Raw genomic sequence first — 24,589 nt, 5'->3', positions numbered from 1 at the left:
TTAATATTTTAATGGTGCCGGTAATAGGAGTCGAACCTACGACCTTCGCATTACGAATGCGCTGCTCTACCAACTGAGCTATACCGGCAAACCAACCGTTAAAAAAGCCCTGATTCTCTGTAATTTGAAAATCAAGGCTTTTTGAATCTGGTCGGAGTGAGAGGATTCGAACCTCCGGCCTCTACGTCCCGAACGTAGCGCTCTACCAGGCTAAGCTACACTCCGATTTAACTTCAATCCCGACTCGCGCCGAGGAAGCTAATATACCTCGAATCTGATTTTCTGACAAGCTTTAATTTGTTCAACTGGTCGGAGTGAGAGGATTCGAACCTCCGGCCTCTACGTCCCGAACGTAGCGCTCTACCAGGCTAAGCTACACTCCGACGACCGGCTAAACTGCTTGTCTGAAAAACTGCTGCTATCCCGCTTGCTGCGGTACAATCAGCGGCTTCAGAGGACGCGCATTATGGAACAAATATGTGGTTTAGGCAACTATCTTTTTATCGCTTGAGCGCGGACAGCCTGGTCGACGCCGATAAGCTGTTGCAGGCATTGGAAAAACGCCCGTTTCAACCGTGCATGGGCCTCGACTGGTTCAGCGAAGGCTGGGTGCCGCCGGCCGGCCATCTGGATGCGCCGGTCTACGCCGGACGCGGCAGCCTGATGGTTTCGATGCGGCGCGAGGACAAGGTTCTGCCGGCCTCGGTGATCCGCGACTTCGTCGAAATGAAGGTGCAGGAGATCGAGGACAAGGAGCTGCGCAAGGTCGGCCGCAAGGAAAAGCTGGCGCTGAAAGAGCAGGTAACCGACGACCTGCTGCCGCGCGCCTTCGTCCGCAGCGGCCGCACCAGCGCCTACCTGGACATCCAGCGCGGCTGGCTGATGGTGGACTCCGGCTCGTCCAGCAAGGCCGAGGCGCTGGTCTCCAAGCTGCGCGAGGCGCTGCCGCCGTTTCCGGCCGCGCTGCCCAGGACCAAGCTCGCTCCGCACACCGCGATGACCGACTGGCTGGCCGCCGGCGAAGCGCCGGGCGGCTTCGAACTGGACGCCGACTGCGAACTGAAGGACGGCAGCGAGAACGGCGCGGTCGTGCGTTGCAGCCGCATAGACCTGACCAGCGACGAGATCCGCCAGCACATCGCCACCGGCAAGCAGGCCACCAAGCTGGGCCTGATCTGGAACGAGAAGATCCGCTTCCAGCTGACCGACACGCTGCAGTTGAAGCGCATACAGTTCCTCGACGTGCTGCAGGACGAGGCCAGCCAGGCCGGCGACGACCGCGACAGCCTGTTTGCGGCGACCTTCCTGCTGATGAGCGAGGAGCTGGGCGAACTGGTCGAGGCGCTGGTGGAAGCGTTGGGCGGCCTCGAGGACAGCCAGGCGCAGCCGGCCCCGGCGACCGCGCCCGCCGCTCCTTCCGCCACAGCCGGCGGCGACGCCGTCGACGTGCCCTGGGATTGAAGCGCGTCCCGCCCCTGCACCGACCCGGCCCCGCCGGGTTTTTTTACGCTCTCGCGACGCACCCGATAATAAAAACAAAACTATCGATTAAAAACAATCAATTTAACAAAACTATTTTCATTGCCGATACTGCCATCATCGGAACGCCGGAGACGATGCGATGAAGGAAAGCTGGAACCACGCCTTGCTGGAGATGCTGGCCGCCTTCGCCTGGCTGCAATGAGCGACGGCCGGCGCGCGTCGCAATCGCGCAGTAAGGCATATCGCCCTTGATTTAAATGATAATCATTATCATTATTATGGTAGACACATCATGATGAGAATCGCCATGCAGACCGTCAGCCCCTTCCCTTCACGCCGACAGACAGGCAAACCCCGCCCTCCTCGCCGCGGCTGGCGCAGAGCCCTGGGCATCGCCATCTTCTGCGCCGGCTGCCTGCTGTGGCTGAGCCACGGCCTGGACGCGCCGTCTCCTCAGACCGGCGGCCGCCATGGCGCGATTGTTAAATAACAGGAAATAATAAAGTGAGAAGACCGGTGTTTTTCTAAGCGATACGCCGGCGTAAGCTGTTGCCATCCCCCGATTGCAGGCAACAGATCATGACTTCCCGACAAGCCGCGCTGTTCATCTCCCACGGCGCCCCTACGCTGCCGATAGAAGACAGCCCCACCCGCCACTTCCTTGAGCGGCTGGGACGCGACTGGCCGCGCCCGCGCGCCATCGTCATCGTCTCGGCCCACTGGGAAGCCTCGGCCCTGACCGTCAATCTGCAGCCGCGCCCCGGCACGCTGTACGACTTCGGCGGCTTTCCGCCGGTATTGCGCACGCTGCGCTATCCCGCCGCCACCGATGCGGCGCTGGCCGAGCGCGTGGCCGGCCTGATCGCCGACGCCGGCCTGCCGCTGGCCACCACCGCGGAGCGGCCGCTGGACCACGGCATGTGGACGCCGCTGCTGCTGATGTTTCCGCAGGCCGATATCCCGCTGGTGATGGTCTCGCTGCACCACCGGGCCGGCTCCGCCGAACATTACGCGCTGGGCCGGGCCTTGCGCCCGCTGCGCGACGAGAATGTGCTGGTGATAGGCAGCGGCAGCTACACCCACAATCTTTGGGAACTGAGCCCCGAGGGCAGCGCGCCGGCGCCGTGGGCGGCCGGCTTCGCCGACTGGATGGACCGCGCGCTGCTGGAGAATCGCCGCGACGACATCGTGCACTGGCAGCAGCGCGCGCCCTATCCGCGCGAGAACCACCCCAGCGACGAGCACTTCCAGCCGCTCCTGGTGGCGCTGGGCGCCTCGGACGACGACGCGACTCCGGTCAAGCTGCACGACGACTGGCGGATGGGTTCGCTGTCGATGGCCTGCTGGCGCTTCGACTGAACGCTCATGAAAAATGCCCGGCGCAGGCCGGGCATCGCAGGCAGAACGTCGCGCGCCGCGCGTTTACATCTGCGCCTGCTGGTAATTCTCCACGCCCATCAGGTCTATCAGCTTCAACTGCTGCTCCAGCCAGTGCGCGTGATCGTTCTCGGTCTCCTCCAGCAGCACCATCAGCGCGTCGCGGGTCACGTAGTCGCGCACGCTCTCGCTGTGGGCGATCACTTCCTTCAGCAAGGCGCCGACGCGGTATTCCACCTCCAGGTCGGCCTTCAGCATCGCCGGCACGTCCTCTCCGACCTTGATCGGCACGCGGCGCGCCACGTCGGGGCGGCCCTGCAGAAACAGCGTGCGGGCGATCAGCGTGCGCGCATGCGACAACTCGTCCTCGCGCTCGTGGTCTATACGCTCAAACAGCTTGTTCAGGCCCATGTCCTTGTACATCTCGGCATGGATGAAATACTGGTCGGCTGCGGACAGCTCTTCGGCCAGCAAATCGTTGAGCAGCGCTATGGTCTTGGGATCGCCCTTCATGCTTTTGTCCTGTCGTTCCGGGTCATGCAAACCGTCATTCTAGGCGTTCAGCGCAGCAGATGCACGCCCTGGTAGAAAGCGAAGGACAAGGTCCAGGCCAGCAGCACCGACCAGGCTACCGACATCGCGGCGAAACGCCGGCTTCCCGATTCGCGGCGCATCGCCGCCACCGTGGACAGGCAGGGCACGTACACCAGCGTGAAAATCAGGAAGCTCATCGCCGACGCCCAGTCCAGATGCTGGACCAGCGCGCCGCCCAGGCCGGCCTCGGACACGCCGTAGATCACCGCCAGGCTGCCCAGCAGGATCTCCTTGGCGACGAAGCCGAACAGCAGCGCCACCGCCAGCTCGGCGCGTATGCCTATCGGATCCAGCACCGGCGACAAGGCCTCGCCCAGCGCGTAGGCCAGCGTCTTGCCGTGCCCCGCCGGGATGTGGGTCAGCAACCAGACCATCACCACGCCGGCCAGGATGAAAGTGGACGCCAAGCGCAGGAAGGCGCTCACCTCGCCTGCCGCCCGCGTCAACATGTGGCGCGCGCCCGGCAGCCGGTACGGCGGCACTTCCAGCAGGAAGGCCTCGTCGCCGCGGTAGCGGCGCTTGAACACCCAGGCGGTGACGACGGCGGCGGCGAAGCTCATCAGGTACAGGCCGGACACCACCCACGGCGCCTGGCCCTCGCCGAACAGGATGCCGGCGAAGAACACCACCACCTGCAGCCGCGCCGAGCACAGGGAAAACGGAATCACCAGCATGGTCAACAGCCGCTGGCTGCGCTCGCGCATCACCCGGGTGCCCATGATGGCCGGCACATTGCAGCCGAAACCCATCAGCTGCATCACGAAGCCGCGGCCGTCCAGCCCCAGCCTGGCCATCATCGCGTCGGTGAGGAAGGCGGCTCGGGCCAGGTAGCCGCTGTCCTCCACCATCGCCATCAAGACGAAGAACACGAACAATATCGGCGCGAAGGTCAGCACCGTCGCCACGCCCTGCCAGACGCCATCCAGCAGCAGGCTCTGCAGGATGGCCGGCAACGGGGAAACGGCCGCGGCCAGCACATGGTCCTTGACCCAGTCCAGGCCGCCGCCGACCGCGTCCTGCAGCGGCGTGCCGATCTGGTAGGTCAGGTTGAACAGCAAGGCCATCAAGGCGAAGAACAGCGGCAGGCCCAGCCACGGATGCAGCAGCCAGCGATCCACTTTCTCGGTCAGCAGCGTCGGCAGCACCGGCGGCAGACGCCAGCAGCCGTCCAGCGCGCGGCGAGCCAGGTCGATCGCCCGCTGCGACTCAGGCACCCGCTCCATCTGCGCGTGCACGGCCGGGCCGGATCGCGTGGCCAGCCGGTTCAGCGCTTCGCTCAGCCTGGGCCAGCCCTCCATCCGCTTGGCCGACACCAGCGCCACCGGCGCGCCCAGCCGTTCGGCCAAGGCATCAGCATCCACGGAAATGCCCAGCAGCCTGGCCTCGTCGGCCATGTTCAGCACGAGCAGACAGGGCAGGCCACTGGCGATCAGCTGCAAGGCCAACGGCAACTGACGGTCCAGCTGGCTGGCGTTCAGCACCAGCACCGCGCCGTCGAACGCCGTCGACAACAGCACATCGCGCACCACCGCCTCGTCGTCGGTATAGCCGGTCAGATCATTGACGCCGGGCAGGTCGATCAGCTCCACCATGCGGCCGCCCAAGAGCAGCCGCGAGCTGCTCAGCTCCACGGTCAGCCCCGGCCAGTTGCCGACCCGCTGCGACATGCCGGTCAGCCGGTTGAACAAGGTGGACTTGCCGGTATTGGGCAGGCCTATCAGCGCGAAGCGTTTCATGCCGCCCTCACCTCGATCTGCCGCGCCAGGCTGCGGCGCAGCAGAAAGCGGGTGGCGCCCACCTCCAGCAGCAGCGGGCCGCCCCACGGCGCGACGCGGCGCAGACGGAAGCGGCAGCCAGGCGACAGGCCGAAGGCCGTCACACGACGCCGGGCCTCTCCGTCCAGCGCCAGTCGCTCGACGATGCCGGCGCCGCCGCGGGGGAAACGATCCAATGACAGCATATCGGCTCCTGAAACAATGCAAATGGTTCGCATTAGTATATCCAGGATGCCGGGCGACGCCGCCGGGCCGACGCCTCCGCTTGACCTGGCGCAACTGCGGCGCCGGCCCGGCTGCGTCGGCGAAGACGCATTTCTGCCCCGGCGGCCGCTTCTGCGGTTAAAATCCAGCCATTGCACAATCGACCAAACGGGCCAAGGACTTATGAGCATCAAATCGGACAAGTGGATACGCCGGATGGCGGATGAACAGCGCATGATCGAGCCGTTCGAAGCCAACCAGGTGAAAATGGCCGCCGACGGCCAGAAGCTGATCTCCTACGGCACCTCCAGCTATGGCTACGATATCCGCTGCGCCGACGAATTCAAGGTGTTCACCAACATCAACAGCACCATCGTCGACCCGAAGAATTTCGACCCCAACTCCTTCGTGGAAGTGTCGGGCAAGGGCTATTGCATCATCCCGCCCAACAGCTTCGCGCTGGCGCGCACGGTGGAATACTTCCGCATTCCGCGCAGCGTGCTGACCGTCTGCCTGGGCAAATCCACCTACGCCCGCTGCGGCATCATCGTCAACGTCACCCCGTTCGAACCGGAGTGGGAAGGCTATGTGACGCTGGAGTTCTCCAACACCACGCCGCTGCCGGCCAAGATCTACGCCAACGAGGGCGTGGCCCAGGTGCTGTTCTTCGAATCGGACGAGGAGTGCGACGTGTCGTACAAGGACCGCGCGGGCAAGTATCAGGGCCAGGTCGGCGTCACGCTGCCGCGTCCCTGATCGCGGCGCGCCCGAACGGAAAAAGGATGGCCGAGGCCATCCTTTTTTGCGTGCGCCGGCTGCAAAAGCCGCTCGCAATTTTCGGCATCTGTTCTAGGCTAAACAAAGGGTTAGCCGACATCCCGGTTGTGCCGACCCTTTGCACAGCAAGCTGTTTCTTCTTGGGGCGTCGCGGTTCCCCCTTGCCGCTGCGCCCCCTTTTTATGCCTGTCCGCTTGTCAGCAGACGACAGCCCCGCCATCATCTGCCTTCCACCACTCCCACCTCCGTTCATGAGCATCTACGACTTTTCCTTCCGCCGCCTGGACGGCGGCGAGCAGGCGATGGACGCCTACCGGGGCCAAGTGCTGCTGCTGGTCAATACCGCCAGCCGTTGCGGCTTCACGCCGCAGTACGCCGGCCTGGAGGCGCTGCACCGCCGCTTCGGCCCGCAAGGGCTGACCGTGATCGGTTTCCCATGCAACCAGTTCGGCGCGCAGGAGCCCGGCTCCGCCGACGAAATCGGCGCCTTCTGCCAACGCAACTACGGCGTCGGCTTCGACATGGCCGACAAGGTAGACGTCAACGGCGCCGGCGCCCATCCGCTGTGGCGTTATCTGAAGCAGCAAAAACGCGGCCTGCTGGGCCGGTCGATACGCTGGAACTTCAGCAAGTTCCTGGTCGACCGCGACGGCCGGGTGGTCGCGCGCTTCGCGCCGCTGACCCGGCCGGAGAAGCTGGCAGAACGGATCGCCGCACTGCTGGCGCAATGAAAAGAGCCGGGAGGGCCCGGCTCTTTTCGCCGCCTTCGCGGCGGCAGACGGGGTCTAGCCCCGGTTCACGCGCACGAATCGATGTGGCGCCTGGCGTCGACGGCCAATAGATCCAGATCGTCGTCCAGATGCTCCTGGATGTCGACCAAGGCCGCCCGCAGCACCGCAGCCGCCAGTTCGGCCTGGTCCCCGTTGAATACCTGGGCCAGCACCCGCAACTCGCGGCAGGCGGCGATATCCAGCGGCACCTCCAGCGTGCGCACCGTCGTCAGCGTCAGCACGGCCGCCGTATCGGGGTCGCCGGCGCGCTGCCCCTCCAGTTCCGTCAGCAAGGTCTTCAAGGCCAATCCCATTCAGTCCTCCCTGTCGCGTCGACATGCTCCGGGGCAAGCCCGGTCCCGGCCGATTGATCAAGCCGCCTCGCCGGTCGGCCGCTTCCCGGCGGACGATGCTGCCTCCCTCAATGCCGCGGCGGCGAGCCCTCCGCCGTTCCGCCGCCGTCCAGCAGCCGGCGGCATGCCCGGGTGGCCTGCAACAGCTGGCCATCATCCAGCGCCTCCCAGGCGTCGGCGATCGCCGCGCCCAGCAATTCTCCGGCCAAGGCCTCGCTGCTGTCGTGAAACGCCGCCGCCAACGCCATCAGCTCCAGGGCCAGATCGCCCGGCAGCGCCGCCGACATGCGGCGCGGCTCGCCCGGCCCGCCGTCCGGCGCGCGTCTCCCAGCTTCGCCACCACATTGTCTATGCTTTTGCCCATTGCCCGTCTCCGACTTTTTCCCCGCCGACGGCGCCTCCGGCCGCGGCGAAAGACTCTTTAAGCATAGGCCAGGCCTCGTCAAAAAACCGCCGCAGCGCGCTCGCGAACCTGCCTAGTTCCTCGCCTCGAAACCGGCCAGCACATTCACCACATTCGTGCCTATCGGCTCCACCGCGTAGCCGCCCTCCAGACAGAACAGCGTCGGCAGCCTCAAGCCGGCCAGCCGCGCGCCCAGCGTGACGAAGTCCGGGGAGTCGAGCTTGAAGCGCGCGATCGGATCGCCGAGGAAGGTGTCGACGCCCAGCGACACCACCAGCGCGTCGGCGCCGAAACGGGCGATCTGCAGCAAGGCGCAATCGAGCGCGACGAACCAGGTGCTGACGCAGGAGTCGGCCGGCAACGGAAAATTGAAATTGCAGCCCAGGCCCTCGCCCTCCCCCTTTTCATCGGAGAAACCTAGGAAAAACGGATATTCGGTGCGCGGATCGCCGTGTATCGACAAGAAGAGCACGTCGCCGCGCCGGTAGAAGATGTCCTGGGTGCCGTTGCCGTGATGGTAGTCGACGTCCAGCACCGCCACCTTGCGCATGCCGTGGTCGCGCAGCGCCTGGGCGGCGATCGCCGCGTTGTTGAGAAAGCAGTAGCCGCCGCAGTAATCGCGCGCGGCGTGGTGGCCTGGCGGCCGGGTCAGCGCGAACACCGCGCGCTCGCCGCCGATCAGGCGATCGGCCCCGGTCAGCGCGGTGTCGGCGGCGGCGCACGCCGCCTGCCAGGTACCGGCGGTGATCGGCGTGCCGCAATCCATGGCGTAATAGCACAGCTGGCCTTCGACATGCTCGGGCACGACCTCGCGCAGCCGGCGGATCTGCCACATCTTCGGCAGCGCGTCGCAATCGCGGCCCAGCGCCAGCCAGCGCGGCCAGGCCGTCTGCAGGAAATCGACATAGCCGGCGTCGTGCACGCGCAAGATCGGCGCGATGCCGTGGCGGCGCGGATGGACGACATCGCCCAGCTCGCGCCGACGCACGGCGGCCAGCACCATATCGGCGCGGGACGGCGTCTCCAGACAGGGTTTCAAGGTGCCGGCTATCAGCTCGGACTGGCCGTGCTGCAGGCGGTGGTCATCGGAATAGACGGTAAGCATGATGGCGTCCCGGCGGAGTCATGATTCATGCTCCGCCAGCGCAGCGCCACGGTCAAACGCCGAGCGCGGCCAGTTTGCGCCAGCTCAAGCCACCACGCCGGAAACGTAATACCAGCGGCCGTCCTCGCGGACGAAACGACTGGTTTCATGGATGCGCTCGGCCTTGCCGCCCACCTTGCAGCGGGCGAGAAACTCGACCACGCCGTCGACGTCGGCCTCCAGGCCCGCCTCGCAGCGCCTGACATCCAGCCCTATCCATTTCACCACGCCGGCGTCCTCGTCCAGATGCAGCGCCTCCGGACGCGTGGAAGGATGCCAGGTGGCCAGCAGATAGGCCTCCAGGCCCAGCGCGTAAGCGCTGTAGCGCGAACGCATCAGCGCCTGGGCCGTCGGCGCCGGCGGCGCGCCGGGCCCCAGATAGCGGCCGCAGCAGGCCGTCAGCTCGCCGCCGCCGCAGGGACAGGCGGCGCTCGCTTGTTTCTTCGGCTTCATCAGTAACCCAGCGGCGGCAGCCCGTACAACTTCAGCAGGAAATTGGAAAACGCCGGATCGGCCGGCTTCGGGCTGTATCGGGGCCAACGACGCATCCATTCGCGCAGATGCAGCTCGAGTCGCGAACGGAAGGCGTCGGAATCGATGCGGCCGGCGTCCCGCTCCACCGTCAGCTGGCGGTAGACGGCGAAGTTGTCGTTGTCGACCGGATTGGCCCCTGCGATGCGCAAGCGCGCCGCGTTCAGCTGGTCGGCCGCGGCGGTGCGGCTCAGTTCGCCGGCCTTGACGCGATCGGCCAGCCGGTTGGCCTCGGCCAGCAGCTGGTCCACCTTGCCCGCCGCGCGCGGCGCCTGCTGGACCGGACGGGACGGGCTGCCGGACTGTACCGGCACGCCCAGCTGTTTCAGCGCGCTGCAGCCTGCCAGCAAGCCGATCAGGGAGAAAGCGATAAGCTTGTTCATGGCGGCCATTGTAGCCTGCCCTGCCCGCGCGCCGTCAACGGCATCGCACCGCTCAGCCAAGATGCTCGAACAGCACGGTGGACAGATAGCGCTCGCCGAACGACGGGATCACCACGACGATCAGCTTGCCGGCGTTCTCCGGCCGCTTGGCCAGCTGCAGCGCCGACCACACCGCCGCGCCGGACGAGATGCCGACCAGGATGCCTTCCTTGGTCGCGACCTCTCGCGCGGTCTGCAGCGCGTCCTCGTTCTTGACGCGGACGATCTCGTCGTAGACGCCGGTGTTCAGGATGGCCGGCACGAAGCCGGCGCCTATGCCCTGGATCGGGTGCGGCCCCTTGGCGTCGCCGGACAACACCGCCGACGCGTCCGGTTCGACCGCGACGATCTGCACGCCCGGCTTGCGCGCCTTCAGCACCTCGCCGACGCCGGTGATGGTGCCGCCGGTGCCGACGCCGGCCACGAAGATGTCGACCTGGCCGTCGGTGTCCTTCCATACCTCCTCGGCCGTGGTCTCGCGGTGGATCTCCGGATTGGCCGGATTCTCGAACTGCTGCGGCATGAAATAGGTATCCGGGAATTCGTCGACCAGCGCGCGCGCCTTGGCGATGGCGCCGCCCATGCCCTCCGGCCCCGGCGTCAGGATCAGTTCGGCGCCGTAGGCCTTCAGCAACTGGCGGCGCTCCTTGCTCATCGTCTCCGGCATCGTGATCACCAGCTTGTAGCCGCGCGCCGCGCACACCATCGCCAGGCCGATGCCGGTATTGCCCGAGGTCGGTTCGACGATGACGGTGTCCGGGCCGATCTTGCCGGCCTTTTCCGCCGCGTCCAGCATCGCCGCCGCGATGCGGTCCTTGACGCTGTGCGCCGGATTGAAGAATTCCAGCTTGGCCACCACGGTGGCGCCGGCGCCTTCGGTGACGCGGTTGAGCTTCACCAGCGGCGTATTGCCGATCAGATCGGTGATGGTGTTGGCGATGCGCATAGTCTTATTCCTCACTGACAGATAATTGTCATGCCGATATTCCACAGCATCATAATCAATCGCCGTATCGCGACCTAATATTGTTTGCTTATATCCAGCAAACCAAAGTCCGGCTACCCTTTCCGCCAAACGCCGGCCCCGCGGCTTCGCCGCCGGTCCGGCCGACATCGGCGGATTCAAACCGCTTTGTTATAGTCAATGCAAACACAGACACGATTCCCATGCCCATCCAGGAACCCCTGACCCCGCTGTCCGGCTGGCGCCGCCGGCTGTACATCGTCATCTACGAAGCCGACACCCGCGCCGGCCGGCTGTTCGACCTGGCCCTGACCATCGCCATCCTGGTGTCGGTCGCCTGCGTGATGCTGGAGAGCGTATCGTCGATCCGCCAGCGCTACGGCGCGCTGCTGTCCGCCTTGGACTGGCTGTTCACCATTCTGTTCACCGTCGAATACGCGCTGCGGCTGATCTGCGTGCACAAGCCGCTGCGCTATGTGAAAAGCTTCTTCGGCGTCATCGACCTCTTGTCCATCCTGCCGCTGTACCTGGGCCTGTTCATTCCGGAAAGCCGCTTCCTCGCCGACGTGCGCATCCTGCGGCTGCTCAGGATGTTCCGCATCCTCAAGCTCAGCCGCCACCTGGGCGAGGCGGCCCAGTTGCAGAAGGCCCTGCTGGCCAGCCGGCGCAAGATCACCGTGTTCCTGGTCACCGTGGTGCTGCTGGTCATCGTGCTGGGCACGCTGATGTACGTGATAGAGGGACCGGAACACGGCTTCACCAGCATTCCGACCAGCATCTACTGGGCCATCGTCACGCTGACCACCGTCGGCTTCGGCGACATCACGCCGAAGACGCCGATGGGCCAGGCGCTGGCCAGCCTGGTGATGATCACCGGCTACGGCATCATCGCGGTCCCCACCGGCATCGTCAGCGCCGAAATCGCCCGCGCCTCGCCCGATCCCGCCGAAAACCGCTCGGCGACCCGGTTGTGCCCGCACTGTTTCAGCGAGGGGCACGACTGGGACGCCCGCTTCTGCAAGCATTGCGGCGGCCAATTGCCGCGTCCGTCCAAGGACAGGGTCAGCTGAGCGCGCGGCGGTAGGCCGCCAGCGCGCGCTCGTCGTAGGCGACCAGCCAGACTTCGCGCAGCGGATGCGCCTCGCCGTCCAGCCAGGCGCGCAGCGTCGCCACCGCCAGCTCGCACGCCGCCTCCAGCGGATAGCCGTAGACGCCGCAGCTGATCGCCGGAAAGGCGATGCTGGTCACGCCGTGCCGCGCGGCCAGCGCCAGGCTGTGGCGATAGCAGGCGGCCAGCAGCGCCGGCTCGCCCTGCGTTCCGCCCTGCCATACCGGCCCCACCGTGTGGATCACGTAGCGGGCGGGCAGCAGATAGCCCGCCGTCAGCCTCGCCTCCCCTGTCGGGCAGCCCCCCAACCGGCGGCAGGCCGCCAGCAGTTCGGGGCCGGCCGCGCGGTGGATCGCGCCGTCTACGCCGCCGCCGCCCGACAGGCCGCAGTTCGCGGCGTTGACGATGGCGTCCACCGCCAAGCGGGTGATGTCGTCCTGCCTGCAACGCAAGGCGCATTCCATATCCTTCCTCCTCGGCCGGGGCTGCGGCGGCGCCGGGCTGTTGCTATCATGTCGCGAACGGTCCCCGTGGTTGCCGCGCCACAGCCCCGAGCCGGCAGGCAAATAGCAAGCGTTTACTCATTGTTGAGGCAAACAAACCACATGACATTGGCAAGGCATGCGACCCGAAACAGCCCGCAGACGGCACCTCCGCGCGGTAGCGGAATTACAGGGTCCGTCTGTGGATAACTTTGTTGATAAGCCGGTGCACAGCGGGCGCAAAAGCCCGCCGGCTCAGGCTTCCATTGTTTTTGACCGCCGGGGATCGTTTCGTGTAAGACATTGATTTGATTATATTTTGAGTCCGATATCAAACACTATGCAAGCGCTGCCGAAACGGCCGCTTCCTAACCCTTACCTCAGCAAGACGGTGTGAATCACTTGACAAGATCCGATTTCCTTGATAGCCGGCAGGATGTCATCAGCGTCTCCTCCCTCAACCGCATGGCGCGCGACCTGCTGGAAGCCGGCATGCCTCCGGTCTGGATAGGCGGGGAGATCTCCAACCTGACGCTGGCCGCCTCCGGCCATGGCTATTTCTCGCTGAAGGACGGCGGCGCCCAGGTGCGCTGCGTGATGTTCCGCCACAAGCTGTCGCAACTGCCGTTCCGGCTGCAGGAAGGCATGCAGGTGGAACTGCGCGGCCAGGTCACGCTGTACGAGGCGCGCGGCGAGTTCCAGATCAGCGTCGGCGAAATGCGCGCCGCCGGACTCGGCCGGCTGTTCGAGGCTTTCGAACGGCTGAAGGCGCGGCTGCAGGCCGAAGGCTTGTTCGACAGCGCCCGCAAGCGCGAGCTGCCCGCCCATCCGGCCGCCATCGGCATCGTCACCTCGCCGGCAGCCGCGGCGCTGCGCGACGTGGTCAGCACGCTGCGCCGTCGCATGCCGGGCATACCGCTGATCCTCTATCCGGCCCAGGTCCAGGGCGAAGGCTCGGCGCAGCAGATCGCGGGCGCCGTCCGCCTGGCCGGCGAGCGGCGCGAGGTCGACGTGCTGATCGTCTGCCGCGGCGGCGGCAGCATAGAAGACCTGTGGTCCTTCAACGAGGAGATCGTCGCGCGCGCCATCGCCGCCTGCCCGATTCCCACCGTCAGCGGCGTCGGCCACGAGACCGACTTCACCATCTGCGACTTCGTCGCCGACCGCCGCGCGCCGACGCCGACCGCCGCGGCGGAACTGGTCTCGCCGAACCGCGAGCACCTGACGATGCAGCTGGAGCAGGCCCGCCGCGCGCTGGAGAGGGCGCTGGCGCGACTGCTGACCGACAAGGCCCAGCAGCTGGACTTCCTCGGCCGGCGCCTGACCCACCCCGGCTCCAGACTGCAGGCGCAGCGCGAGCGGCTGAGCGCCTTGTCGCAAACGCTGCGCCTGCGCGTGCGCGCCGGTTTCGAACAAAGCCGCTGGCGGCTGCAGCTGGCCGGCAGCCGGCTGTCCCGCCATCGACCCGATCCGGCCGCCGACGCCCAGGCGCTGCGGCAGCGGCAGACCAGGCTGCAGCAGGCCCGCGACCGGCTGCTGGAGAACCGCGCCCGGCAACTGGCCCAGCTGGCCGCGACGCTGACCGCGCTGAATCCGGACGCGGTGCTGGCGCGCGGCTACGCCATCGTGCAGAAGCGCGACGGCCAGGCGGTGAAGAACCCGGCCGAGCTGCTGAATCATGAAAAGGTGACGCTGCGGCTGGCCGAAGGCAGCACCGAAGCGCGAATCGAGCATCCGCAGGGAGCCCAGCCCGAGCTCCCGTTCTGATTCCCCTTGCCGGCCCCATGTTTCCGCCGCGCCGCGGAAATGTGGCGGCCGCTTGACATGCCATAATCACCAAACAAATACTTAATTTACATTTTTGGCATTGCGTTCGACGCATCGCCGCGTAGAACGCGGACACCCATTCCTGCAGCACGGGACTCTCCTATCCACTGAAGCCGAATCAGCAGGAGCAGCCATGAGCACGGAACATCGATTCACTTGCATCAGCTGGGCATCCGGGCGCTATGTCGACATGTTCGCCGGGCTTCGCTCAGACTGCGAACGCTGGGGCTATCGCTGCCATCTGTACGAGATAGAGAAGGACTACCCCAGCCTGATGAGTGCCTGGTGCAACCATCCCTACATCATCAAGAAGGGGATAGAGGACTTCGGCACCGTGCTCTTCCTCGACGTCGAATGCCGTATCGTCGCGCCGATACCGGACAGCTGGCGCGCGCCGCTGGTCTCGATACGCTGGCCGGCACAGAAATTCTGGATCTACTACAACTCCGGCACGGTGATGGCCGACGAAAGCTGCTTGCCGTGGATAGACGCGTGGATACGCGTCATCGACTCCTGGAAGATGGGCGAACTGGACGACGCCGACCATGTCCACTGGCCCGGCGACCTGTGCGACGAGCTGGCGCTGGGCGCCGCGCTGACGGCCCTGGGCGTCGAGGTCAGGACGCCGCGGCTCGAATACGTCCACCGCGACAGCACGGCCGAATTGGCCCGCGGCTACTGGAAGACGCCTCACACCATCATCCAGCATCCGACGCAGCACCACTGGCCCCGGGTCCAGGACCTGATGGAAAGCAAGAAGCTGTTCGAACAGAATTATGCCGGCGCGCCGCAGGAGGCCGAGCGGCTGCTCGGCGCCGGCGGCGCGCCGCGGACGGAGAACGGCTGGACCTTCGACCCGTCCCGCCAGCTGTATGCGCCATGCGAATACTGGCCGGAACACGCCCGCCCGTGGTTCGACGGGCCGGTGCAGCTGACGTCGGCCCAGCGCTAGGCTTACAAAGCGACGGTCCGCCCGCTCGTCGCCGATTCGACGATGGCCTGCGCGCAGCGCAGGTCCAGCAGGGCGTCGTCCGGCGGATTGCGGCAGCGGCCCCGCTCGCCCCGCGCCGCGTCGATGAAGGCGTGCGCCTGCCGCACGAAGGCGTCCGGGGCGCGGTCGAAGGCCAGGCATTGCCGCTCCGCCCCCCTCGACAGGCACAATGCGCCCCCGTCCATTTCGGTCGGATCGATTTCCAGCACGCCCTCGCTGCCCAGTACCGTCACGCTCCATTGCCGGGACTCGCACGGCAGCACATAGCCGGCCATCAGGCTGCCCAGCACCTGCCCCGGATACGCCAGATTGGCGACGCAGGTCTCCTGCTCCACCAGTCCGTCGCCGGCGTGCTTGACCGAATTGGCGAACGCCGAGACGCGCAGCGGCGCGCCGAACAGCGCCCGCAGCGGATTCAGAAAGGCGTAAGTCATATGGGTCAGCGGCATGCCGCCGCTGTCCGCCTGCCGGTAATACCAGCTGTCCGGATCGCCGGGCCACAGCGCCACCGCGCGAAAGGCGATAGGCCGGCCTATCCGTCCCGACGCGATCAGCCGCCCGGCCTCTTCCCACACCGGCTTGTAGCGCGCCTCGTAGCCGGCCTCCAGCACGCCGCCGCCGGCCGCCAGCGCCGCCAGCTCGACGCCCGCCTCGAGCGAGCTGGCCAACGGTCCGCCGATCAGCGCCGGAATCCGCTGCCGCAGCGCCCAGGCGGCGATCTCGTCCTGTACCCGGTGCGGCACTTCCACCAACAGCGCGTCCGGCCTCAAGGCGGCCAGCTGCGACAGCGAGTCGACGGCGGCCGCCCCCCATTCGTCGGCCAGGGTCCGCGCGCCGCATTCGCTGCCGGCCATCACCGCCAGCACGCGCGCCCGCCCGGTCTCGGCAAAGGCCGTCAGACGCCGGCGCGCCATCATGCCGGCGCCGACGACGGCCAGCCTCAGCAATTTGTCGTCATGCCTCATCGGATTTCGCCTCGATTCGAACGATATTGTCGCGCAGCGACCAGCGCGGATTGAAAATGAAGTCCAGCATCAGGGCGGCCCGCGAACCGAAAGCCGCCTCGTCCCGGTAGAACTCCGCGGCCAGCCGCCGCAACCGGGGCAGACGGTTCCACGGGATCCGCATGAAATCGTGGTGCTCGGCGTGCAGGCCGAAATAACACTCCAGCGCATTGGCCCAGCCGACGAAGTCGTTGCTTTCCTGCCCGCTCCTGACGACGAAATGCTCCTGCACCACCCGGCTGCCCAATGGATGCAGGCCCATCGTGAACATCATGGCCAGCAGCAGATACAGCAGCGCCATTCCGCCGAAGGCGAAGCCGACCCAGGCCGAGGCCAGCGCCTGCAGCGCCGCGTTCAAGACCATCCAGCGGTCCCAGTAAGCGGTCGCGGCCGGATACTTGCCCACCCTCAGGCCCTGGAACAGCGGGAACGCCGCCAGCCACAGCGCCTTGCGCCAACCGACATTGCCCACCCACTCCGCCTCCTCTCGGGTCGGCACGCCGACATCCCAGCGGTAGTCGCCGAAGCGGGAATGATGCGCGCCGTGATAGCGGAAAAAAGGCATCGCGCTGCAGAACACCAGCGGGAGATTGGCGAAGATCGCGGCCAGGCGGTTCCGCGCCGCCCCGGAGAAGACCAGGCCGTGGCTGGCGTCATGGATCAGCGCGAACAAGGCCGCCGACAGATAGGCACCGCCGCAGTAGGCGACGGCGATGACCTGCCAGGCATGCCACGTCCTGACCAGCCAGGCCATCGAGAATTGCGCGGCGACCAGCGCCGCCATCAGGGCGAAGGTCCACGGATTCGGCCCGAACAGCCCGCGCACTTCGGGATGCGCGGCCAGGATCTGCTGCCGGCGTCGCCTGTGGACATCGGGCGACGCCACCGGAATCAGTCCATGGCTGTCAACCGGCATCGCCGGCCTCGCGCATGCGGTAGGCGGCGGGCCGCATCGTGCGGTGGAGGCTGAGCGCGGCGAAATAGGCCACAGGCGCCAGGCTGAGCCAGGCCAGCTCGCGGGGGAACGGCGAGAACAGTGCCCCAGCCGCCGCCGCCATGCTGAACGCGGCTGCCGCGATGTTCAGCCTGCGCAGGCGGGCGACGCGGAACGGATGGACGCATTTGACCGGAACGAAGGTCAGCAGGCACAAGGCGCCTATCAGCGCCAACGACCATTCCGGCGGCGGCCGCAACAGATACAGGTAGAAGACGACAATGTTCCAGAAGGCCGGGAAGCCGGTGAAATAGCAATCGTCGGTCTTGATCTCGAGATTGCCGTAGTGGTACAGCGCGCTGAGCATCATCGCCAGCGCCGCCGGCCAGCGCCACGCCTCCGGCACCGCGTCGGACCAGCAGACGAACAGGGCCGGCAACAGCACGAAAGTGAAGTAATCGACCAGCAGATCGAGAATGGCGCCGCTGTAACGCGGCAGGATCCGGCCGACCTCGAAACGCCTGGCCAGCGGGCCGTCTATGCCGTCCAGCGCCAGCGCCGCCAGCAGATAGCAGATCGCGAGCCGCCAGTCCCTCGCCAGCATCGCCTGCAGGGCCAGCATGCCCAGTATCATGCCGCAGGCCGTCAGCGCATGGACCGACCAGGCGATCGCGATGGAAGTCCGTGTCGGTTGCGGCATACGCCTCCTGGCGATGGGGTGGCCGGTGTGCGGCGGGCCCGCAGGCGCCGGCCGCATTTCATTTTAATTGCATGAAATATCGACGCGACCAGGCCTTTCGGACAGGGTGGGCCCGCCGCTCGGCTCCGCCCCCGCCGCTACTTGTTGAGTCTGGCCGGATTGCCCCGCAAGATCTGCGTCGCCAGTTCCTGCTGCGCCGAATCGGTCATCACCGTCGCGCGGCCCAGACTGTGGTGCGGAATATTGCTGCCTATCGTGTATTCGGTGTCGTCCACCGCGGAGACATTGTCGGCGTTGCCCGGCGTGGCGGCGCAGCCGGCCAGCATCGCAAGCAGCAAGGCGGGCATCAGGAATCGGGGGGCTTTCATCATGGTTCATCCAGGTCAGGGTTGGCAGGCAAGCGCGGTGCCGGCGGTCGTGCCGCCTCATTGTTATGCAAATATCCTAACCCGGCCTGCGCCGCGCGGCAAATCCGCTGTCGCCGGAACGAAAAAAGCCCGCTGCGCGCAGCGGGCTTGCCATGCCTGGACACTCTCGGCCTAGGACGGCCTCAGCGCCGGCGGCAGCGCGAACACGGTGCTCTCCTCGACGCCGGGCAGCTCGGTCACCTGGCTGACGTCGAAGCTCCTGATACGGTCTATCACCGCCTGCACCAGTATCTCCGGCGCGCTGGCGCCGGCGGTGACGCCGACGACGCGCTTGCCGACGAACCATTCCGGCTCCAGCAGGCCGGCATTGTCGACCATATAGGCGTCCACGCCCTTCAGCGCCGCCACTTCGCGCAGCCGGTTGGAGTTGGAGCTGTTCGGCGAGCCGACCACGATCACGATGTCGCACTGCTCGGCCAGCAGCTTGACCGCGTCCTGCCGGTTCTGCGTCGCGTAGCAGATATCGTCCTTCTTCGGACTGTGGATCGCCGGGAAGCGGGTCTTCAGCGCGGCGATGATGTCGCGGGTCTCGTCGACCGACAGCGTGGTCTGGCTGACGTAGGACAGCGCGTCCTCGCGTTCGACCTGCAGCGTCGCGACGTCGTCGACCGTCTGCACCAGATACATGCCTGAGTCGACCTGGCCCATCGTGCCCTCGACCTCCGGATGCCCGGCATGGCCTATCATCACGATTTCCATGCCGGCCTTGTGCATGCGCTTCACCTCGACATGGACCTTGGTCACCAGCGGACAGGTCGCGTCGAACACCGTCAGGCCGAGCGCCTCGGCCTCGGCTCGCACCGACAGCGGCACGCCGTGCGCCGAATAGATCAGCGTGCTGCCGGCCGGCACGTCCTTCAAGTCCTCGATGAACACCGCGCCCTTGCCGCGCAGGTCGTCGACGACGAAGCGGTTGTGCACCACTTCGTGGCGCACGTAGATGGGCGCGCCGTACAGCTCGATGGCGCGCTCGACGATGGCGATGGCCCGGTCGACGCCGGCGCAGAAGCCGCGCGGGTTGGCGAGCATGATGGTCTTCGTCATCCGTATTTCCTCAATCAAGCCGGATCCTGCCCGGCAGCTGCGCGAATGGCCCGCGTTGCGGGCCATCGCTTGAATCGCGAGCGTCCGCCGCTCAGCGCGACGGCTTCTTCACGCTGTCCATCACCATCAGCGCCGCGCCGACGCAGATGAAGGAGTCGGCCAGGTTGAACGCCGGGTAGTACCACTGGTTGTAATAATGCACCATGATGAAATCGATCACGTGGCCGTAGGCCAGGCGGTCGATCACATTGCCGAGCGCGCCGCCGATGATGAAGGCCGCGGCCAGGTTCATCAACGCCGAGAAGCGCCCCTTGACGATGTTCCAGCCCAGCCAGCCGGATACGGCGAAGGCCAGCGCGGTGAACAGGTATTTCTGCCAGCCGCCGGCGTCGTGCAGAAAGCTGAAGGCCGCGCCCGGATTGTAGATCAGCGTGAAGCTGAAGAAGCCGTCTATCACCGGCCGCACTTCGGCGTACTGGAACTGGCCGTTGAAGTACAGCTTGCTGGCCTGGTCCAGCACCACCACCAGCAGGGCCAGCACGAACCATTTGGACCAGCGGCGCGCGCCGGGCATAGTCATTGCAGAATCCATCTATCGATTTCCAATCAACTGACGGGGCCGCCCGTCGCGGCCCCGGATCGAACGGTCAGGCGTGGCGGCGCGGCTCGCCCTGGCCGTCCAGATTGTCGACGCAGCGACCGCACACGGCGCCGTGGCCGGCGTGGCTGCCGACATCGGCGCGATAGTGCCAGCAGCGATCGCATTTGCCGTGCGACGACGGCGTCACGCGTATCGCCAGTTCGGCCGCCTCGCGGACCGTCACCTTGGACACGATCAGCACGAACTTCAGCTCGTCCTCCAGGCTCAGCAGCTGGCGGGCCAGTTCGGCCGGCGCGTCGATCTCCAGTTCCGCCTGCAGCGACGAGCCCAGCTGATCGGTGCTGCGCAGCGCCTCGATCTCCTTGTTGGCGACGGCGCGCAGTTCGCGCACCGCCTGCCACTTGGCCGACAGCGCCGCCTCGCGCTCCGCGGCCTGGGCCGGGAACTCGTGCCAGATATGGTACAGCGTCGACTCCTCCTCGCTGTCCACCAGCACGCTCCACGCCTCGTCGGCGGTGAAGCACAAGATCGGCGCCACCATCAGCAGCAGGCTGCGGGTGATGTGGTACAGCGCGGTCTGGGCGCTGCGGCGGGCATGGCTGTCGGCCTTCGTCGTGTACAGGCGGTCCTTGATCACGTCCAGGTAGAACGCGCCCAGGTCTTCCGAACAATAACCGACCACTTCCTGCACCACGTGGTGGAAGGCGTAGCGGGAATACAGCTCGCCGACCACCTTCTCCTGCACCTCGCGGGCGCGCAGCAGCGCGTACTGGTCCAACTCGATCATATCGGCCAGCGGCACCGTGTGTTCCAGCGGGCTGAAGTCCGACAGGTTGGACAAGAGGAAGCGGATGGTGTTTCGCAGGCGGCGGTAGCTTTCCGTCGTGCGCTTCAGGATTTCCTGCGACAGCGACATGTCGCCGGAGTAGTCGGCGCTGGCCACCCACAGGCGCAGGATATCGGCGCCCAGCGTGCCGCAGATCTCTTCCGGCGCGATGCCGTTGCCCTTGGACTTGGACATCTTGTAGCCCTTGTCGTCGACGGTGAAGCCGTGCGTCAGGAGCTGCTTGTACGGGGCGCGGCCTATCGTCGCGCAGCCGGTCTTCAGCGAGGACTGGAACCAGCCGCGATGCTGGTCCGAGCCTTCCAGGTACAGGTCGGCCGGCCAGGCCAGTTCCGGGCGCTGCTTCAGCACCGCGAAATGGGTGGCGCCGGAGTCGAACCACACGTCCAGCGTGTCGGACAGCTTGCGGTATTGCTCGGCCTCGTCGCCGAGCAACTCCTTCGCGTCCAGGCTGAACCAGGCCTCGATGCCCTGCTGCTCGATGCGCAGCGCCACTTCCTCCAAGAGCTGGGCCGAGCGCGGATGCAGCTCGCCCGACTCCTTGTGGATGAAGAAGGTCATCGGCACGCCCCAGTTGCGCTGGCGCGACACGCACCAGTCCGGGCTGTTCTTGATCATCGCGTCCAGGCGGGCGCGGCCCCAGGCCGGGAAGAACTCGGTGGCGTCGACCGCGCGCTGGCTGATCTCGCGCAGCGTCTCGCCGCCATGGGCCTGGCGGTCCATGCTGATGAACCACTGCGGCGTCGCACGGAAGATGATCGGCGTCTTGTGGCGCCAGCAGTGCGGGTAGCTATGCTCCAGCTTGGCCTTGTGCACCAGCGTGCCGCGCGCTTCCAGCGTCTCGATCACGCGGGCGTTGGCGTCCCACACCAGCATGCCGGCGAAGATTTCGGTCGTCGACTTGTAGCGGCCGTCGTCGGCCACCGGATTGTCTATCGGCAGCTTGTACTGCAGGCCGGCCTGGAAGTCCTCCAGGCCATGGGCCGGCGCGGTGTGCACCAGGCCGGTGCCGGCGTCCACGGTGACGTGGTCGCCGAGGATCACAGGCACCTGGCGCGCGTAGAACGGGTGCTGCAGCGCGATCCATTCCAGATCCTGGCCCTTGGCCTCGCCCAGCACGCGGTATTCGTCGACGCCGTAGCGCTTCATCGCCGATTCGACCAGGTCCTTGGCCAGGATCAGCTTGCCCTTGCTCGTGTCGACCAGCTGGTAGTCCACGCCGGCGCCGGCGGCCACGGCCTGGTTGGCCGGCAGCGTCCACGGCGTCGTGGTCCAGATCAAGGCCATCGCGCCGACGGCGTCGGCGCCGAAGGCGGCCGAGGCCTTGTCGGCGTCGACCACCTTGAAGCCGACGTCTATCGCCGGCGACACCTTGTCTTCGTATTCCACTTCGGCCTCGGCCAGCGACGAGCCGCACTCGATGCACCAGTGCACCGGCTTCTCGCCCTTGCTCAGATAGCCGTTCTCATGGATCTTGCCGAGGGTGCGGACGATGTCGGCCTCGGTCTTGAAATCCATCGTCAGATAGGGATTGTCCCAGTCGCCGAGCACGCCCAGGCGGATGAAGCCCTTCTTCTGGCGCGCCACCTGCTCCTTCGCGTACTCGCGGCACAGCTCGCGGAACTTGGCGGCAGGGATGTCCTTGCCGTGCAGCTTCTCGACCATCAATTCGATCGGCAGGCCGTGGCAGTCCCAGCCCGGCACATACGGCGCGTCGAAGCCGGCCAGCGTCTTCGAACGGACGATGATGTCCTTCAACACCTTGTTGACCGCGTGGCCCAGGTGGATGTCGTTGTTGGCGTACGGCGGGCCGTCGTGCAGGATGAACTTCGGCCGACCGGCCGACAGCTTGCGCAGCTTGTCATAGCGCTTTTCTTCCTGCCAGCGCTTGACCCAGGCCGGTTCGCGTTTGGCCAGATCCCCGCGCATGGCGAAGGGCGTATCCAGCAGGTTTACGGTTTTACGATAATCGATGCTCATGCCTGCTCTCGCTGCAAACTTGTCAAATAGGTCTTGGCACTGGCGGCGTCGCGCTCTATCTGGGCCACCAGTGTTGCCAAATCATCATAGCGCTCTTCATCGCGCAGTTTCTTCAGGAAGCGCACCGTCAGCCGCTGGCCGTACAGATCGCCGGCGAAATCGAACAAATGCACTTCCAGCTTGTAGTCCGGCGTGTCGCTGACCGTCGGATTCAGGCCCAGGCTGGCCACGCCGCCCAGCCGTCCGCCCGGCGTGTCGACCTCGACGACGAACACGCCCTGCAATGCCGGCCGCAGGTGCGGCAAATGGATGTTCGCGGTCGGAAAGCCTATGGTACGGCCAAGCTTGCGCCCGTGCATCACCTTGCCGGAAATGCGGTAGGCGCCGCCCAGCAGCGCGTTCGCCGCGTCCAGATCGCCGGCCGCCAGCTTTTCGCGCACCAGCGTGCTGGAGGCGCGCTCGCCCTGCACCAGCACCGACGGCATCGCCTCGGTGGCGAAATGCGGACAGGCCGCCAGCAGCGAGAAATTCCCCTGGCGCTTCGCGCCGAACTGGAAATCGTCGCCGATCAGCAGATAACGGGTCTGCAATTCTTCGACCAGCACTTTGTCGACAAATTCGCCGGCCGGCATATTGGAGAAACTGCGGTTGAAGCGATAGACGAACACGTAATCGACCAGCCCCAGCTCCCGCAGCAGGGCGAACTTGTCGCGCAGCGTCGACAACCGCGCCGGCGGCTGGGCCCGATTGAAGAACTCACGCGGATGCGGCTCGAACGTCAGCAGCGCGGTCGGCAAGCCCCGCGCCTGCGCCTGTTGGCGCAACCTCTCCAGCATGCGGCGGTGCCCCTGGTGCACGCCATCGAAATTGCCGATGGTCAGCGCGCAGCCAGGCAGGCCAAAACGACGCGGGTCTCCCAGAAATACCTGCATTTGCGGTCTTTGCACACGTCCTGAAACCTTCGATTGTATCCGTCAGCAGTCGGCACCGTCCAGCCGTATGCCGGACAAACAAAAAGCCCCGCACCAGGCGGGGCTTTTCGGCTCGGGCGCAACGATTAGTTGGCCGGCTTCTCGACAACGGATTCCTTCACGGCGTCGATCACGACTTCAACGCGGCGGTCGGATTCGATGCAAGCCTTGATTTCAGCATTCTGCTTCTTGTTCTTGGCGTATTTCGGGAACTTGGCCTTGCACTCTTCGGTCATCTTGGCGTCGGTCTTGCCCTTGCCGATGGAGGTCACCTTCTCGGCCGGCACGCCAGCGTTCACGAAGTAGCCCTTGACTGCGTCGGCGCGTTTTTGCGACAGCGCGTTGTTCAGCTTGTCGGAGCCCATGAAATCGGTGTAGCCGTCGATTTCGACGCCGTTCAGGTGGCCTTGGCCAGCGTGGCCCTTCAGCTTGGCAACCAGCGGGTCCAGTTCGTTCTTGGCGTCAGCGCGCAGAACGGACTTGTTGAAGTCGAACAGCACCTTGGCGGACAGGGTGACTTTTTCCTTGACGGCAACCATCACCGGCTTCGGCGCTTCAACGGCTACCGGCTTGGCGGCTTCGCGGTCGCCACATTCAACCAGACCGTCCTTGGCCTTGTCGAAGTAGGTGGTGTGCCAGCATTCGCCGTAGTTGTTGCGAGTCACTGCGTCGGTGGACTGGTCTACGGCGTAACCCGGTTTGGCAGCAAAAGCGCTAGCGGAAACCAACAGGGCGGCAACCAGTGCGCTCAGTTTCAGCTGTTTAGTCATGTTATTCCCTCTTTAATCTATAAAATGGGTAGCAATGCGGGCTGACGCAAAGACCACGCGAACAAGTTGACTGCAAACATCAGAGATGGCTACATGCTGTGTTGATGCA

At 65.8% G+C, this 24,589-nt stretch carries 27 protein-coding genes and 3 tRNA genes; 8 read left to right on the top strand and 22 right to left on the bottom strand.

The genetic code is table 11. The features are described from left to right. Positions 1 to 12: 12 nt before the first annotated feature. From WNM05_RS06525 to WNM05_RS06515, 3 genes are all read right to left on the bottom strand, one after another. A tRNA-Thr gene (locus tag WNM05_RS06525) sits at positions 13 to 88 on the bottom strand. Positions 89 to 148: 60 nt separating this feature from the next. Then, positions 149 to 225, bottom strand: a tRNA-Pro gene (locus WNM05_RS06520). A gap of 81 nt (positions 226 to 306) precedes the next feature. Then, positions 307 to 383 (bottom strand) — tRNA-Pro (locus WNM05_RS06515). Positions 384 to 477: 94 nt separating this feature from the next. On the opposite strand from WNM05_RS06515, the gene WNM05_RS06510 reads away from it, so the two are divergent. The 3 genes from WNM05_RS06510 (at position 478) to WNM05_RS06500 (ending at position 2,841) form a co-directional block, all read left to right on the top strand. Further along, a complete protein-coding gene (locus WNM05_RS06510; RefSeq protein WP_434633535.1) occupies positions 478 to 1,461 on the top strand; it encodes a recombination-associated protein RdgC in 984 nt (327 codons plus the stop codon). 313 nt (positions 1,462 to 1,774) lie between these two features. Further along, positions 1,775 to 1,972 (top strand): hypothetical protein, encoded by a 198-nt coding sequence (locus tag WNM05_RS06505; RefSeq protein ID WP_434633532.1) that lies wholly within the window; start codon positions 1,775 to 1,777, stop codon positions 1,970 to 1,972. Positions 1,973 to 2,061: 89 nt separating this feature from the next. After that, positions 2,062 to 2,841: a DODA-type extradiol aromatic ring-opening family dioxygenase gene (locus WNM05_RS06500; protein WP_434633529.1), complete on the top strand. Its 780-nt coding sequence runs from the start codon at positions 2,062 to 2,064 to the stop codon at positions 2,839 to 2,841. A 63-nt stretch (positions 2,842 to 2,904) separates the two neighbouring features. Here the strand turns inward: WNM05_RS06500 and bfr are convergent, their stop codons facing one another. Genes bfr through WNM05_RS06485 form a run of 3 tightly spaced genes read right to left on the bottom strand, consistent with a single transcriptional unit; the run spans position 2,905 to position 5,413 of the window. Continuing rightward, positions 2,905 to 3,372, bottom strand: coding sequence for a bacterioferritin (bfr, locus tag WNM05_RS06495; protein WP_434633527.1), 468 nt, complete (start codon positions 3,370 to 3,372; stop codon positions 2,905 to 2,907). A gap of 47 nt (positions 3,373 to 3,419) precedes the next feature. After that, complete coding sequence (feoB, locus tag WNM05_RS06490; protein WP_434633525.1) at positions 3,420 to 5,189, bottom strand: ferrous iron transport protein B; 1,770 nt, start codon at positions 5,187 to 5,189, stop codon at positions 3,420 to 3,422. Continuing rightward, complete coding sequence (locus WNM05_RS06485; protein WP_434633524.1) at positions 5,186 to 5,413, bottom strand: FeoA family protein; 228 nt, start codon at positions 5,411 to 5,413, stop codon at positions 5,186 to 5,188. Before WNM05_RS06485 ends, feoB begins: the two co-directional genes overlap by 4 nt. 202 nt (positions 5,414 to 5,615) lie before the next feature. On the opposite strand from WNM05_RS06485, the gene dcd reads away from it, so the two are divergent. Together dcd and WNM05_RS06475 are read left to right on the top strand one after the other, a co-directional pair. Then, positions 5,616 to 6,188 (top strand): dCTP deaminase, encoded by a 573-nt coding sequence (dcd, locus tag WNM05_RS06480; RefSeq protein ID WP_434633522.1) that lies wholly within the window; start codon positions 5,616 to 5,618, stop codon positions 6,186 to 6,188. A gap of 272 nt (positions 6,189 to 6,460) precedes the next feature. Beyond that, positions 6,461 to 6,940 (top strand): glutathione peroxidase, encoded by a 480-nt coding sequence (locus WNM05_RS06475; protein ID WP_434633521.1) that lies wholly within the window; start codon positions 6,461 to 6,463, stop codon positions 6,938 to 6,940. A 65-nt stretch (positions 6,941 to 7,005) separates the two neighbouring features. Here WNM05_RS06475 and WNM05_RS06470 read toward each other — a convergent pair whose 3' ends face one another. From WNM05_RS06470 to cysK, 6 genes are all read right to left on the bottom strand, one after another. Next, a complete protein-coding gene (locus WNM05_RS06470) occupies positions 7,006 to 7,293 on the bottom strand; it encodes a hypothetical protein (protein ID WP_434633519.1) in 288 nt (95 codons plus the stop codon). Positions 7,294 to 7,400: 107 nt separating this feature from the next. Next, positions 7,401 to 7,619: a hypothetical protein gene (locus tag WNM05_RS06465; RefSeq protein ID WP_434633518.1), complete on the bottom strand. Its 219-nt coding sequence runs from the start codon at positions 7,617 to 7,619 to the stop codon at positions 7,401 to 7,403. 189 nt (positions 7,620 to 7,808) lie between these two features. Next, the gene (locus WNM05_RS06460; RefSeq protein ID WP_434633517.1) at positions 7,809 to 8,840 is read right to left on the bottom strand and encodes a histone deacetylase family protein; all 1,032 of its coding nucleotides are present in this window, start codon (positions 8,838 to 8,840) and stop codon (positions 7,809 to 7,811) included. An 84-nt stretch (positions 8,841 to 8,924) separates the two neighbouring features. Further along, positions 8,925 to 9,332 (bottom strand): YchJ family protein, encoded by a 408-nt coding sequence (locus WNM05_RS06455; RefSeq protein WP_434633515.1) that lies wholly within the window; start codon positions 9,330 to 9,332, stop codon positions 8,925 to 8,927. Beyond that, on the bottom strand, positions 9,332 to 9,793 hold the full coding sequence (locus WNM05_RS06450; RefSeq protein ID WP_434633513.1) for a hypothetical protein: 462 nt from the start codon (positions 9,791 to 9,793) through the stop codon (positions 9,332 to 9,334). Before WNM05_RS06450 ends, WNM05_RS06455 begins: the two co-directional genes overlap by 1 nt. A 52-nt stretch (positions 9,794 to 9,845) precedes the next feature. Beyond that, positions 9,846 to 10,778: a cysteine synthase A gene (gene cysK, locus WNM05_RS06445; RefSeq protein ID WP_434633511.1), complete on the bottom strand. Its 933-nt coding sequence runs from the start codon at positions 10,776 to 10,778 to the stop codon at positions 9,846 to 9,848. A 221-nt stretch (positions 10,779 to 10,999) separates the two neighbouring features. Between cysK and WNM05_RS06440 the strand changes: the two genes are divergently transcribed. Further along, positions 11,000 to 11,866 carry an ion transporter gene (locus tag WNM05_RS06440; RefSeq protein WP_434633509.1) on the top strand — a complete coding sequence of 289 codons (867 nt, stop codon included), beginning with the start codon at positions 11,000 to 11,002 and terminating at the stop codon, positions 11,864 to 11,866. Here WNM05_RS06440 and WNM05_RS06435 read toward each other — a convergent pair. After that, positions 11,859 to 12,368: an O-acetyl-ADP-ribose deacetylase gene (locus tag WNM05_RS06435; protein ID WP_434633507.1), complete on the bottom strand. Its 510-nt coding sequence runs from the start codon at positions 12,366 to 12,368 to the stop codon at positions 11,859 to 11,861. The genes WNM05_RS06440 and WNM05_RS06435 overlap by 8 nt on opposite strands. A gap of 483 nt (positions 12,369 to 12,851) precedes the next feature. Between WNM05_RS06435 and xseA the strand changes: the two genes are divergently transcribed. Together xseA and WNM05_RS06425 are read left to right on the top strand one after the other, a co-directional pair. Then, positions 12,852 to 14,153: an exodeoxyribonuclease VII large subunit gene (gene xseA / locus WNM05_RS06430; protein ID WP_434635128.1), complete on the top strand. Its 1,302-nt coding sequence runs from the start codon at positions 12,852 to 12,854 to the stop codon at positions 14,151 to 14,153. 193 nt (positions 14,154 to 14,346) lie between these two features. Next, positions 14,347 to 15,165 (top strand): hypothetical protein, encoded by an 819-nt coding sequence (locus WNM05_RS06425; protein WP_434633506.1) that lies wholly within the window; start codon positions 14,347 to 14,349, stop codon positions 15,163 to 15,165. A 2-nt stretch (positions 15,166 to 15,167) separates the two neighbouring features. Here the strand turns inward: WNM05_RS06425 and WNM05_RS06420 are convergent, their stop codons facing one another. The 9 genes from WNM05_RS06420 to WNM05_RS06380 form a co-directional block, all read right to left on the bottom strand. Next, a complete protein-coding gene (locus WNM05_RS06420) occupies positions 15,168 to 16,169 on the bottom strand; it encodes a Gfo/Idh/MocA family protein (RefSeq protein WP_434633505.1) in 1,002 nt (333 codons plus the stop codon). Then, a complete protein-coding gene (locus WNM05_RS06415) occupies positions 16,159 to 17,124 on the bottom strand; it encodes a fatty acid desaturase (protein ID WP_434633503.1) in 966 nt (321 codons plus the stop codon). The genes WNM05_RS06420 and WNM05_RS06415 overlap by 11 nt, the downstream gene beginning before the upstream one ends. After that, entirely contained in the window at positions 17,114 to 17,842 is a 729-nt protein-coding gene (locus tag WNM05_RS06410) for a CDP-alcohol phosphatidyltransferase family protein (protein WP_434633502.1), read from the bottom strand. The genes WNM05_RS06415 and WNM05_RS06410 overlap by 11 nt, the downstream gene beginning before the upstream one ends. 137 nt (positions 17,843 to 17,979) lie before the next feature. Then, positions 17,980 to 18,213, bottom strand: a complete 234-nt coding sequence (locus tag WNM05_RS06405; RefSeq protein WP_434633501.1) for a hypothetical protein — start codon at positions 18,211 to 18,213, stop codon at positions 17,980 to 17,982. Positions 18,214 to 18,381: 168 nt separating this feature from the next. Then, positions 18,382 to 19,314 (bottom strand): 4-hydroxy-3-methylbut-2-enyl diphosphate reductase, encoded by a 933-nt coding sequence (ispH, locus tag WNM05_RS06400; RefSeq protein ID WP_434633500.1) that lies wholly within the window; start codon positions 19,312 to 19,314, stop codon positions 18,382 to 18,384. Positions 19,315 to 19,405: 91 nt separating this feature from the next. Continuing rightward, positions 19,406 to 19,888 (bottom strand): signal peptidase II, encoded by a 483-nt coding sequence (lspA, locus tag WNM05_RS06395; protein WP_434635127.1) that lies wholly within the window; start codon positions 19,886 to 19,888, stop codon positions 19,406 to 19,408. 73 nt (positions 19,889 to 19,961) lie between these two features. Beyond that, entirely contained in the window at positions 19,962 to 22,739 is a 2,778-nt protein-coding gene (gene ileS / locus WNM05_RS06390) for an isoleucine--tRNA ligase (protein WP_434633499.1), read from the bottom strand. Continuing rightward, positions 22,736 to 23,671 carry a bifunctional riboflavin kinase/FAD synthetase gene (locus WNM05_RS06385; protein ID WP_434633497.1) on the bottom strand — a complete coding sequence of 312 codons (936 nt, stop codon included), beginning with the start codon at positions 23,669 to 23,671 and terminating at the stop codon, positions 22,736 to 22,738. Before WNM05_RS06385 ends, ileS begins: the two co-directional genes overlap by 4 nt. A 125-nt stretch (positions 23,672 to 23,796) precedes the next feature. After that, entirely contained in the window at positions 23,797 to 24,480 is a 684-nt protein-coding gene (locus WNM05_RS06380) for an OmpA family protein (RefSeq protein WP_101707107.1), read from the bottom strand. Positions 24,481 to 24,589: the final 109 nt, after the last annotated feature.

The sequence above is a fragment of the Chromobacterium sp. CV08 genome, assembly GCF_051129845.1.
GTDB lineage: Bacteria > Pseudomonadota > Gammaproteobacteria > Burkholderiales > Chromobacteriaceae > Chromobacterium.
Note: the sequence above shows the minus strand (reverse complement) of the source record. Positions and strands in the feature narration are given on the sequence as shown.